The following is a 12,389-nucleotide window of genomic DNA, read 5'->3' on the forward strand; positions in this document are numbered from 1 at the left end:
CGCGGGCAAGCCCGCTCCTGCAGGTGCAGCGTGATTCCTGTAGGAGCGGGCTTGCCCGCGATGAAGGCACTGCCGAAGGACCTGTAATGACCTACACCCTAGACGACCTGCTCCACCTCATGGCCCGCCTGCGCGATCCGCAATACGGCTGCCCCTGGGATCTCGAGCAGGACTACACCAGCATCGTCAAGCACACCATCGAGGAAGCCTACGAGGTGGCCGACGCCATCGAGCAAGGCGATTTCGCGCAGTTGCAGGGCGAACTCGGCGACCTGCTGTTCCAGGTGGTCTACTACAGCCAGCTGGCGCGGGAGGAGGGACGTTTCGAGTTTGCCGGCGTGGTTGATTCAATCACCCGCAAGCTGATCCGCCGCCATCCGCACGTGTTCCCCACCGGTGACCTCTACGCCGCACCCGACATCCCGCGCTTGAGCGAGGCGCAGGTCAAGTCGCGCTGGGAAGAGATCAAGGCCGAGGAGCGCGCCGAGAAGAGCACCCCCGAACAGCTCTCGCTGCTCGACGATGTTCCCGGCGCCTTGCCGGCGCTGTCGCGTGCGACCAAACTGCAGAAGCGCGCGGCCACCGTCGGTTTCGACTGGCCCGAGGCGTTGCCGGTGCTGGACAAGGTCCGCGAGGAGCTCGACGAGGTATTGCAGGCCATGGCCGATGGCGATGACCAGGCACTGGAAGACGAAGTCGGCGACCTGCTGTTCGCCGCCGTGAACCTGGCCCGTCACCTCAAGCAGGATCCGGAAAACGCCCTGCGCCGCGCCAACCGTAAGTTCGAACGACGTTTCCGCTTCATCGAGCAGGCATTGCGCGACACTGGCCGACCGATCGAAGATTGTAACCTTGACGAGTTGGATGCCCTCTGGGGCGAAGCCAAACGTCAGGAAAAGAACCTGCCCAGCTGCGGCTGAGCCGATGCATAAGTGAGTGAACACCGATGAGCCTTTCCCTTCGCGATCAATTGCTCAAGGCCGGTCTGGTCAACCAGAAGCAGGTCTCCCAGACCAACAAGGCCGAGAAGAAACAGAAACGCCTGGAACACAAGGGCCAGGTCGAGGTGGACGACAGCCAGCAGCGCCTGGCCAAGGAAGCCATGGCCGACAAGGCCAAAAAGGACCAGGAACTGAACCGCCAGGTGCAGGAGAAGGCCGAGCAGAAGGCCCGTGCCGCACAGGTCAAGCAATTGATCGAGGCGACCCGCCTGCCCAAGCTGACCACCGAGGACTACTACAACTTCGTCGACGACAAGAAGGTCAAGCGCATTGCCGTCAACGCCCTGATGCGCAGCAAGCTGAGCAACGGCTCGCTGGCGATCGTCGCCCATGGCGGCGGCTACGAAGTGATCCCGCGCGAGGCGGCGGTGAAGATCCAGGAACGCGATCCCAAGCGCATCCTGCTGCTCAACACCCATGTCGAGGAGGCCGATGAAGATGATCCATATGCGGCCTACAAGATCCCTGACGATCTGATGTGGTAAATGACGAAAACCCCGCTCAGGCGGGGTTTTTCGTGGGGGAGATCTTATTGTGTGCCGCGTTGGCTCTCGAGGGTCTCGAGCTCCTGGCGGTACTGGTGGGCTTCATGCTCGTTGTGGAACATGCCGACCAGTTGGCCCTGCTGGTGTACGTCCCAGATCCGCACGCCAGCGGCCAGGCCTTCGTGGGACATTCTCGATTCGTCGCGTTCGGTTACTTGGACAGTCATCGGTAAACTCCACTTCTGTTGGTCTGCGACACTGTGTCGCACACCTTCTTTATAGAGTTTGTTAGCAGGCTAAGTAAATAAAACGACGATGAAACTATGTTCATGAAACGCGCTGCGCTTGATCCCATCGCGGCGCTCCTGCAAGCCAAAACAAAGCCCCGCACCAGGCGGGGCTCGGGCTACAGCAGGTTACAGCGCAGGGAACGGATCAGTTGCCCTTCACCGTCCTGCCATCGACCGTACCATCCTGCAGCACGATCACGTATTCCTTGCCATCGGTCTCGACCTGGCGCAGTTGCACCAGCAGGTAGTCCCAGTCCTTGGCGAACCACAGCTCGGTGATGCGCTTGCTCTGGCTTGGGTCGCGCACGCGCTCGACCTTGACCGCATCGACCTGGCCGGTCTTGGTGGCAACCTTCTCGGTGCCCAGCACGCGGAAGTCGTAGGTGTCGATCTCGTCACCGTCGACCACCTGGTACGTCATGCTCTTCTTGCCCGCTGCCACGTCATGTTGCAGGGCCAGTTGATAGGACGACTTGTCCAGCACCCCACGGTTGAGCGGCAGGCTGATCGCATCGCCACGGTCGCTACCGGTGACTTTCTTGCTGTTCCAGTCGAAGTCCAGGTCGACCTTCTTCGCCTTGCCCAGGCCGCCACGCTCGAAGTGATACTTCTGCGGCAGCAGGGTGTCGTTGTCCATGCGCACCGTGCTCTGTTCGGTCAGGCTGGCGATCATCATGGAGGCTTTGAAGTTGAGGTCCCAGGTACCGTTGGCGTTCTTGACCAGGCTGCGTTCGGCGGTGCCGCTCATGGGCAGCTGTTTCCAGTCGGCGGTGTAGCTGGCCGAGAAAGGCTTCAGATCAGCTGCCTGAAGGGGCAGGGCGAGCACGGCGAGAGCCAATAGCAGGGCGCGACGCATATATTCTCCTAGGGTCGAATCAAGTGACCGCTGGCCGCCAGCGGCTGGCCATCCAGTAATGCACCTTGTTCGCCCAGGCGCAAGCGTCCTTCGGCGAACCAGCGCACCGCCAGCGGGTAGATCTGGTGTTCCTGTTGGTGGACCCGTTGTGCCAGGCTCTGCGCATCGTCGCCTGGCGCGACCGCTACCACAGCCTGTACGACCAAGGGCCCGCCGTCGAGTTCCTCGGTGACGAAATGAACACTGCAGCCGTGCTCGGCGTCACCGGCATCCAGAGCCCGCTGGTGAGTGTGCAACCCTTTGTACTTGGGCAACAGCGACGGGTGGATGTTGAGCAGGCGCCCCTGGTAGTGGCGCACGAAGGCGCCACTGAGGATGCGCATGAAGCCGGCCAGCACCACCAGGTCGGGGGCGAAGCCATCGATCAGTTGCATCAGCGCCGCGTCGAATGCTTCGCGCCCGTCGAAACCACCGTGCTCGAGCACGGCGGTGTCGATCCCGGCAGCTTTGGCCCGTTGCAGGCCAAAGGCGTCGGGGCGGTTGGAAATCACCGCGCGGATCCGCGCGCTACCGTGTTCGGCGTGGATGCTGTCGATCAGGGCTTGCAGGTTGCTGCCGGAGCCCGACAGCAGTACGACGACATTGCAGGTCTTGCTCGGCATCAGTGTGCCTTGAGGTTCTGCAGCTCGACCTGGGCAGCGCCTTCGGCGGCCACGTCGATGCGGCCGATCACCCAAGGCTTCTCACCGGCCTGGCGCAGGACGTTCAGGGCGTTGTCGACCTGGTCCTGGGCCACGCAGATGACCATGCCTACGCCGCAGTTCAGTACGCGGTGCATCTCGTGCTCGTCGACGTTGCCTTTCTGTTGCAGGAAGTCGAACACCGCCGGACGCTGCCAGCTGGCCACGTCGACCACGGCCTGGGCGCCTTTTGGCAGGACGCGCGGGATGTTGTCCAGCAGGCCGCCACCGGTGATGTGGGCCATGGCCTTGACCGCGCCGGTCTTCTTGATCAGCTCCAGCAGCGGCTTGACGTAGATGCGGGTCGGCGCCATCAGCAGGTCGGTCAGCGGCTGGCCGTCGAGCTGGGTGTTCTCGATGTCGGTGCCGGACACTTCGAGGATCTTGCGGATCAGCGAGTAGCCGTTGGAGTGCGGGCCGGAGGAAGGCAGGGCGATCAGGGCGTCGCCGGTGACCACTTTCGAGCCGTCGATGATTTCCGACTTCTCCACCACGCCGACGCAGAAACCGGCCAGGTCGTAGTCTTCGCCCTCGTACATGCCTGGCATCTCGGCGGTTTCACCACCGACCAGCGAGCAACCGGCCAGTTCGCAACCGGCGCCGATGCCGGTGACCACGGTGGCGGCCACGTCGACATTCAGCTTGCCGGTGGCGTAGTAGTCGAGGAAGAACAGTGGCTCGGCGCCGCAGACCACCAGGTCGTTGACGCACATGGCGACCAGGTCCTGGCCGATGCTGTCGTGCTTGTTCAGGTTCAGCGCCAGGCGCAGCTTGGTGCCGACGCCGTCGGTGCCGGAGACCAGCACCGGCTGCTTGTAGCCGGCCGGGATCTCGCAGAGGGCGCCGAAGCCGCCCAGGCCACCCATGACTTCAGGGCGTGCGGTGCGCTTGGCGACGCCCTTGATGCGTTCGACCAGTGCTTCGCCGGCGTCGATGTCTACACCGGCGTCTTTGTAGCTCAGGGAGGGTTGCTTGCTCATTGATCCAGGCCTTTAAGGGGGAGGGATTCAGGAAAACGACCAGCGCGGCCAAGGCCGGCTCGGGAAGCGGCGGCTGCCTGTACGTGACTGGTCTGCGAAGGCGCGCGATTTTATCAGGGTTGCCCGGCAGCGGCCATCCTCCATTGAACGGCAAGTGGCGAGCGGTAGGCTATAAGAGTAGACAGACAGCACCGGCGCGCGCTTTTGCTTGCCGCTGACAGCGTGCAGCTTGTAGCTTCTGCCCTGAAAGTCATCTGGACAGGAATCCTTCATGCGTTTTCTCAATTACCTGGCAGTGGTTTGGGTAGGGCTGATCGGTGCAACGGCACAGGCCGAGACCGTATCGGGCCTTTACCAGGTCCGCGAGCCTGTCGATGGGCAGGGCAGCGAGGCGCGGACCCAGGCCACCGCCAAGGCACTCGACACCCTGGTGCTGCGCCTGACCGGCGATGCCAAGGCGACGCAGAACCCGGCGGTGGTCGCCCTGCGCAAGGATCCGCAACAGATCATCAATCAGGTTGGCAGCGACGCCGGCCCACCTGAAGCGGTGGTGGTGGAGTTCGACCCCGGCAGCACCGAGCGCGCCCTGCGCCAGGGCGGCCTGGCCCTGTGGGGCAGCAATCGGCCGTCGATTCTTGGCTGGTGGCTGTACGACAGTGTCGAGGGCAGCAGCCTGGTCGGAGATGGCCAGAGCAGCGCCGAGCCGCTGCGTCGCGCAGCCCAGCACCGTGGCCTGCCGCTGCGCCTGCCGCTGGCCGACCTGCAGGAACAACTGGTGGCCAATGCCAAGCAGCTCGAAGGCAACGACCCGGCGCCGCTGCGTGAGGCGTCCGAGCGCTATGGCGCCGATGCCCTGCTGGCTGTGCACGCCCACGAAGCCGACGGCAAGTGGCAAGGCAAATGGCAACTGTGGCTGGGCGAGCAGCGCGAGCAGGGCACGGCAGAGGGGGCCGACCAGGCCGCGCTGGCCGATGCGGTGATGCTGGCGATCAGCACGCGCCTGGCACCCCGTTACGTCACCCGCCCGGGCGCGAGCAGCGACCTGCAGGTCCAGGTGCAGGGCATGAACCTGCAGCGCTACGCCGAACTGCTGCGTGTGCTCGAGCCCTATGGCCCGCGGCTGCAGATGGCCGACGGCGACACGCTGACCTATACGGTCACCGGCAATCGTGAACAACTGCGCGCGCAACTGGGGCTGGCGCATCTGCAGGAGGTGCCCGTCGAACCGGCGCCAGCCGCCGCTCCCGCTCCCGTAGCAGAGGCAGCGCCCGGCCAGGCGGTCGCCCCGCAGGCGGCTGCGCCAAAGCCGTTCGATGGCCTGCGTTTTCGCTGGTAAGGAGCCGCGAACATGACTGATGTACGCCGTTGGGTATGGTTGGGCATAGCCCTGCTGATCGCCGTCCTGCTGTACCTGCTGCACAACATCCTCTCGCCGTTCCTGGTGGGCATCCTGCTGGCGTACCTGGCCGACCCGCTGGTCGATCGCCTGGAGCGCCTGGGCCTGTCGCGCACCTGGGGCGTGGTGGTGGTGTTCAGCCTGTTCACGCTGGTGTTCCTCGCCTTGCTGCTGGTACTGGTGCCGATGCTGGCCAAGCAGTTGCTGCGCCTGTACGAGCTGGCGCCGCAGATGCTCGACTGGCTGCAGCATGTGGCCCTGCCGTGGGTGCAGAGCCGGCTGGGCCTGGCCGATGGCTTCTGGAAGTTCGACAAGATCAAGGCTGCCATCGGCGCGCACATGGGCCAGACCACCGACATCGTCGGCATCGTCCTGTCCCAGGCCACCGCCTCGAGCCTGGCGCTGATCGCCTGGCTGGCCAACCTGGTGCTGATCCCGGTGGTGGGCTTCTATCTGCTGCGTGACTGGGACCTGATGATGGCCAAGTTGCGCAGCCTGCTGCCACGCCAGCGTGAAGACCAGGTGGTGGGGCTGGCGGGTGAGTGCCATGAGGTGCTGGGGGCGTTCGTCCGCGGCCAACTGCTGGTCATGCTGGCGCTGGGCGTGATCTACGCGGTCGGGCTGTCGCTGATCGGCCTCGAGCTGGGGCTGCTGATCGGCCTGCTGGCGGGGTTGGCGGCCATCGTGCCGTACATGGGCTTCATCGTCGGCATCGGTGCAGCGCTGATCGCCGGGTTGTTCCAGTTCGGCGGCGACCTGTACCCGATGCTGGGCATCGTCGCGGTGTTCATGGTCGGCCAGGCCCTTGAGGGCATGGTGCTGACCCCGCTGCTGGTGGGCGACCGCATTGGCCTGCATCCGGTGGCGGTGATCTTCGCCATCCTGGCCGGCGGCGAGCTGTTCGGCTTCACCGGCGTGCTCCTGGCGCTGCCGGTGGCGGCGGTGATCATGGTGCTGCTGCGCCATGTGCACGACCTGTATAAAGAGTCGGATATGTACGCCGGGGATATCGATCCCGAGCTTTGAACCTCCCAATCGCCCGGCCCATGTGCCGGGCGAGCCCCTGGGACAACCCGCCACCTTGACGTTCCCGCCGCCAATTTGTTTGTGCTGGCGTTTCGGTTACAATCCGCAATCGTTTCAGCCGACCCAGGTCAATCAGACCAATGGCTGAAGCGTGTAAGGGTTCTCTGGCTGCTGAACAATGATCACAAAAAGCCTGCGCTGAAGAACAAGAAACACCTGGGCCAGCCACAGGCCCCCTCCGTTCTACTGACTGGAAGTGATCAATGTTCAAAAAAGCTGGCAAGACCTTGCTGGGTCTGGCTGTCGCGGCGAGCTTCATGCAAGCGCACGCCGACGAAGCCAAGAAAGTCGATGTGCTCCTGATTGGCGGCGGCATCATGAGTTCGACCCTGGGCGTATGGCTCAGCGAACTGGAGCCGAGCTGGTCGATGGAAATGGTCGAGCGCCTGGATGGCGTCGCCGAGGAAAGCTCCAACGGCTGGAACAACGCCGGTACCGGCCACTCCGCGCTGGCTGAGCTGAACTACACCCCGATGGACAAGGACGGCAAGGTCAACATCTCCAAGGCGATCGAGATCAACGAAGCCTTCCAGGTGTCGCGCCAGTTCTGGTCCTGGCAGGTTCGCCAGGGCGTGCTGAAGAACCCGAAATCGTTCATCAACACCACCCCGCACATGAGCTTCGTCTGGGGCGACGACAACATCGCCTTCCTGAAGAAGCGTTACGAAGCACTGCAGGCGAGCCCGCTGTTCCGCCCGATGCAGTTCTCCGAAGACCACGCGCAGATCGCCAAGTGGGTCCCGCTGATGATGGAAGGGCGTGACCCGAACCAGAAGCTGGCCGTGACCTGGACGCCGATCGGCACCGACGTCAACTTCGGCGAGATCACCCGCCAGTTCGTCGGCCACCTGCAGACCCGCGACAACTTCAAGCTGAAGCTGTCCAGCGAAGTGCAGGACATCACCCGCAACAAGGACGGCTCCTGGCACGTCGAGTACAAGAACCTGAAGGATGGCAGCACCTCTGCCACCGACGCCAAGTTCCTGTTCATCGGTGCCGGCGGCGGCGCCCTGAAGCTGCTGCAGAAGTCGGGCATTCCTGAAGCCAAGGAATACGCAGGCTTCCCGGTTGGCGGCTCGTTCCTGGTGACCGAGAACCCGACCGTTGCCATGCAGCACATGGCCAAGGCCTACGGCATCGCCTCGACCGGCGCGCCACCCATGTCGGTTCCGCACCTGGACACCCGCGTGCTGGACGGCAAGCGCGTGATCCTGTTCGGGCCATTCGCCACCTTCTCGACCAAGTTCCTGAAGAACGGCTCGTACCTGGACCTGCTGAGCAGCACCACCCTGCACAACGTCTGGCCGATGACCAAAGTGGGCATCGAGCAGTACCCGCTGGTCGAGTACCTCGCTGGCCAGGTGATGCTGTCGGATGACGACCGCTTCGAAGCCCTGCGCACCTACTTCCCGAACGCCAAGAAAGAAGACTGGCGCCTGTGGCAGGCCGGTCAGCGCGTGCAGATCATCAAGCGTGACGAAGAGAAGGGCGGTGTGCTGAAGCTGGGCACCGAAGTCGTGGCGTCCGAAGACCGCACCATCGCCGGTCTGCTGGGTGCTTCGCCAGGCGCCTCGACCGCTGCGCCGATCATGCTCAACGTACTGGAAACCGTGTTCAAGGAGAAGGTCGCCACGCCTGAGTGGCAGGCCCGCATCCGCGAAATCGTGCCGAGCTACGGTACCAAGCTGAACGATTCCGCTGCTGCCGTGCAGAAAGAGTGGAACTACACCGCTGAAGTGCTGCAACTGGAGAAGCCGCCGGTCATCGACCAGAGCGTCGGGACCAGCACCGGTGTCGAGTCGACCGCACCTGCCGAGAGCAAGGCTGCCAACGACATGGCGCTGTAAGCTGCCTGAGGAGATGGCCTGTCGTCCGACAGGCCGTTGCCTGAAAAGCCACGAGGATCGCCGCAGGCGGGCTCGTGGCTTTTTTGTGCCTGGTTACAGTGTTTTGTGGCAGCGAGTCCCTGTGGGAGCGGGGCTTGCCCGCGAACACCGGCGAAGCCGGTGCCATCCACCGCGGCGTTCTTTTCGCGGGCAAGCCCGCTCCCACAGGGATGGATTGCAATCAGTGGTTCAATGATCCACGTGCAACTTGTCGTCCAGGCGGTTGCTCGACGAGCCATTCTTCTGCGGCGTCTCGTCGAAATGCTTCCATTCGGCCTCCTGGAAGCGGAACAGGCTGTCATCCTCCGGCGCCTCGCGGTCGCCGTAATGGTGGATCGAGTAGTGGGCATACTCGACCTTGTCCGCCCAGTCGCCCTGCAACAATCCATCGGCCGCCAGGTCCCGGTACCAGTCGTTTTCCTTCTCGCTGGCCTTCTGCCGTTTGTTGTGATCGACGAAGTAACCGATGATCCCGCCGATCACCCCCAGCACCACGCCCACCAGGAAGAAAGGCCCGGTCAGCGCTGCGGCCGTGCCTGCACCGAACAGGCTGGCAGCACCGAGTACACCGGCCGAGGCACCGAAGGCACCGCCGGCGATCTGCAGCCCACCGGAGGCCTTGGCCAGCGGATCGCCATCCTTGATTGCGTTCTTGATGGTGAAGGCCCCCAGGACGATGTCGGCGAAACCACCGGCAAGGTCGGTGGCCGGACCCAGTACCTTGATCACCGACCCCGCAATCTTCGCCGCCTTGCCCGGTGGCAGCTTGACCGTGCCGGAGGCTGATACGGCGTCCTCCAGGCGCTGGGTAATGCCGCCATAGGCGTTCTTGGCGGCGTTGGCGTTGCCTGCGCCGTCACCGAGCACGTCGGAAAAGTCCCCGAGCTTGCTGCCGGGCAGGGTATCGAGCGCTTCGGCGATCTTGGCCTTGGTGCTCGCCGGCAGCTCGCTGAGCTTGAATTCGAACTTCGGCTCCTGGATCCCGCCCTTGCCCCAGATCTCCGGCAGGGTCTTGTCCAGGCCGAGGAAATCAACCAACCCGCTCTTGCCGACCAGCCCGCCGATGGCATCGCCGACCTTGGCGAAGTGGCTGCCAGCGCCGGCAAAACTGACGAAGTCCTTGGCGATCGACAGGCGTTGCTGCCAGGTCTCGCCCAGCTTGCCGCCCTGGCCGACCAGTTGATAGATGCCCGAGAACAGGTTCACCCCGGCACCCAGCGTGCCGAGGATGCCCTTGCTGTTGAGGGCGCTGAACACCTCGCCGAGGGTGCCGCGGTCGGCAATCGGCACATAGGGCTTGGACAGCACGGTCTTCAGGTCGGCCTCGCTGATGCTGCCCTTGGCCATGTCGATCTGCGACAGCTCTTCGAGCACCTTGGTGACCACCGAGGACTTCTGCTTGCCCTGCAGCCCCTCTTCGAGAAACTTCTCGATGACCTCCTGGGTGCGCCGCGGCATGTCCAGCAGCGAGCCCTTGAGCACACTCTTGAGCAGGCCGAACAGGTCCTTGGTGGCCAGCTCCTTGTTCTCGTCGGAAATCTTGCTCGGGTCGCCGACCAGGTCATTGAGGTCGCTGGTCAGGCCGTCGGCCTGGATCGACTGGGCCGCCTTGGTCGCCGCCTCCGGATCGAACAACGACAAGGCCGAGAGCGTATTGTTGAGGTCTTCCTTGGCCTCGTGGTCCTTGCCCTGCTTCTGCAGGTCCTTGAGGTAGGCGATGTAGTCGGGGTTGTTGGTCAGGTCGAGCAGCTTCTGCTTGACCTCGTCCTTGTTGGGGATGCGGTTGAGCGCATCGTCCATCTTCGACTTGTAGTCCTTCTGGATGGTCTCGTCGGCGAACAGGGTGCTGATCTGCTCCTTGAGCTTGCCGCCGTCGATGATGTCGTGCATGTCGGCGGAGGTGAGCTCGGTCTGCTCCTTGTCGAACACCCGCCATGTGCCGCCGAAGGCGCCGGGCTCTTCCTCGTAGCCGGTGATGCCGCGGCCGTTCTGGTAGGCAGCCTGCGCTTCGAGGGCGCGGACCAGCTTGGCGCGCGGGTCGTCCTTGGCGATCGAGCCGTCCTGCACGCCCTTGCGGTAGCTGTCGAGCAACTCTTTGGTGGCCAACTCGCCCACGGTCAGTTCGGGCGAGGACGCATCCTTCTCATCGGCCTTGACCCCGGTCTTGAGATTGAGCGCATCGAGTTCCTCGCGCGGTGGCAGGTTGTACTTGCTGCGGGTCTCATCGACCTCGCCCTTGGTCCAGCCTTCCCACTTGCCGACCACTTCGTCGTACAGCTGTGGGCTCAGCTCCTTGGAGACGATGAACTTGCCCTCGTCGGTCTCGAAGCGGATCAGGCCATCGCCCAGCTCGTCCGGCGAGCCGAAGGACATGTCCTTGTTCTTGAGAAAATCGTTGGGGCCGGCGAGCTTGTAGCCCTCCTTCTCGCTGTCGTGGATCTTGCCCCAGGTGTCGTTGGCGGTCGCCACCTGCTTGAACAGCTCCGGCGAGATGTCGCGCGAGACCACGACCTTGGTGCCGTCGTGGGTTTCGTAGGTGAGGACATTGTCTTCCTGGCCGGTGGTCCAGCCGAAGCCCTTGTAGTCGTTCAGGCCCGGGGCCTGGGTGTTGGCATCGGCCAGCACGGCACCGTTGTCCAGTGCGGTGCGGATGTCGCCAGCCTTGGCCGGGTCGCTGTAGACCTCGTGCAGGCCGGCCAGGTAATCGAACAGCTTGGGGTTGTCGTCGCGGGCGACCACCACTTTCTCGCCATTGTGTTCGTAGCGGATAAGGTCCGGGCCGACCTCGTCGCGGGCACCGATGGCCGTGCCGTCGAAGGGCGGCCAGACTTCATTGTCAGTGGCACGCCGGTAGCCGTCGGCTTCGCTGGCCTGCAGGCCCGAGAGGCTGTCATAGGCACTGGCGGCGGCCTTGTACAGCTCGGGATTGTCGCGCTCGGACACCACGTACTTGCTGCCATCCTGGGTCTCATAGCGGATCACGCCCGGGCCGACTTCCTCGGCCGGGCCCACGGCGCGGAAGTCGCCAAGCGCGCCGGGTACCTGCTGGTCGGCGCCGGCCCATTGGTAGCCATCGGCGATGCTGCTGTTGATGCCCGAGAGTGCCTTGTAGTCCTGCGAGACCTGTTTGAACAGGTCAGGGTTGTCCTGCTCGGCGACGATGTAGGCCTTGCCGTCGGCGGTCTGGTAGCGGATCAGGCCGGGGCCGACTTCGTCAGCGGCACCGATGGCCTTGTAGTCAGCGAGGGTAGCGGGGGCCTGGGCGTCCTTGCCGAGCAGTTCGTAGCCGTCCTGCTTGCTCTTGGCGATGGCCTCCAGTGCCGGGCGGGCCTCGACGATCTGTTGGTAGAGCTTGGGGTTGGTGGCCTTGCTGACCAGCACGGCATCGCCTGCGGTCGTCACGTAGCGCACGGTGTCGGCCCCCTGGGCGCCAGGGGCTTCGATCGAGGCCAGCTCGCCCAATGCGGGCATCTGCTCGTCGGGCTTGGCACTGCGGTAGCTGTCGGCGTTGCGCTCGCTGTTGGCGAGCAGCACGCGGAAGGTGGCGGCGGGCTTGTGGTCGCGTGGCTCTGACAGTTTGATGTCGGCGCTGCGGGTGAGGGGGCTGGTCGACATGCCGTGAAACTCCTTTCGTCGGGGCAGAAAGGGCGCAAGGCGTGTCAGTGTTGC

At 64.0% G+C, this 12,389-nt stretch carries 10 protein-coding genes; 5 read left to right on the forward strand and 5 right to left on the reverse strand.

Annotated features, from left to right (window positions below):
- Positions 1–86: 86 nt before the first annotated feature.
- Positions 87–920 carry a nucleoside triphosphate pyrophosphohydrolase gene (gene mazG / locus AB688_RS09220; protein WP_063543585.1) on the forward strand — a complete coding sequence of 278 codons (834 nt, stop codon included), beginning with the start codon at positions 87–89 and terminating at the stop codon, positions 918–920.
- A gap of 26 nt (positions 921–946) precedes the next feature.
- Complete coding sequence (locus AB688_RS09225) at positions 947–1,486, forward strand: DUF2058 domain-containing protein (protein WP_054892895.1); 540 nt, start codon at positions 947–949, stop codon at positions 1,484–1,486.
- 44 nt (positions 1,487–1,530) lie between these two features.
- On the opposite strand, the gene AB688_RS09230 is transcribed toward AB688_RS09225, so the two are convergent.
- From AB688_RS09230 to purM, 4 genes are all read right to left on the reverse strand, one after another.
- Positions 1,531–1,713 (reverse strand): hypothetical protein, encoded by a 183-nt coding sequence (locus AB688_RS09230; RefSeq protein WP_054892894.1) that lies wholly within the window; start codon positions 1,711–1,713, stop codon positions 1,531–1,533.
- Between the two features lie 208 nt (positions 1,714–1,921).
- Complete coding sequence (locus AB688_RS09235; protein ID WP_054892893.1) at positions 1,922–2,632, reverse strand: DUF3108 domain-containing protein; 711 nt, start codon at positions 2,630–2,632, stop codon at positions 1,922–1,924.
- A gap of 8 nt (positions 2,633–2,640) precedes the next feature.
- Complete coding sequence (gene purN, locus AB688_RS09240; protein WP_054892892.1) at positions 2,641–3,294, reverse strand: phosphoribosylglycinamide formyltransferase; 654 nt, start codon at positions 3,292–3,294, stop codon at positions 2,641–2,643.
- Entirely contained in the window at positions 3,294–4,352 is a 1,059-nt protein-coding gene (gene purM / locus AB688_RS09245) for a phosphoribosylformylglycinamidine cyclo-ligase (protein ID WP_063543587.1), read from the reverse strand. Before purM ends, purN begins: the two co-directional genes overlap by 1 nt.
- Before the next feature lie 271 nt (positions 4,353–4,623).
- Here purM and AB688_RS09250 point away from each other — a divergent pair, with 271 nt between their 5' ends.
- The 3 genes from AB688_RS09250 to mqo all read left to right on the forward strand — a co-directional run bounded on the left by AB688_RS09250 (position 4,624) and on the right by mqo (position 8,681).
- On the forward strand, positions 4,624–5,688 hold the full coding sequence (locus tag AB688_RS09250; RefSeq protein WP_063543590.1) for a DUF2066 domain-containing protein: 1,065 nt from the start codon (positions 4,624–4,626) through the stop codon (positions 5,686–5,688).
- A gap of 12 nt (positions 5,689–5,700) precedes the next feature.
- The gene (locus AB688_RS09255; RefSeq protein ID WP_054892889.1) at positions 5,701–6,774 is read left to right on the forward strand and encodes an AI-2E family transporter; all 1,074 of its coding nucleotides are present in this window, start codon (positions 5,701–5,703) and stop codon (positions 6,772–6,774) included.
- 263 nt (positions 6,775–7,037) lie between these two features.
- A complete protein-coding gene (mqo, locus tag AB688_RS09260) occupies positions 7,038–8,681 on the forward strand; it encodes a malate dehydrogenase (quinone) (protein WP_063543592.1) in 1,644 nt (547 codons plus the stop codon).
- 228 nt (positions 8,682–8,909) lie between these two features.
- Here the strand turns inward: mqo and AB688_RS09265 are convergent, their stop codons facing one another.
- Positions 8,910–12,335 carry a hypothetical protein gene (locus AB688_RS09265; protein WP_063543594.1) on the reverse strand — a complete coding sequence of 1,142 codons (3,426 nt, stop codon included), beginning with the start codon at positions 12,333–12,335 and terminating at the stop codon, positions 8,910–8,912.
- Between the last annotated feature and the right edge of the window lie 54 nt (positions 12,336–12,389).

It is taken from the genome of Pseudomonas putida (assembly GCF_001636055.1).
GTDB lineage: Bacteria > Pseudomonadota > Gammaproteobacteria > Pseudomonadales > Pseudomonadaceae > Aquipseudomonas > Aquipseudomonas machongensis.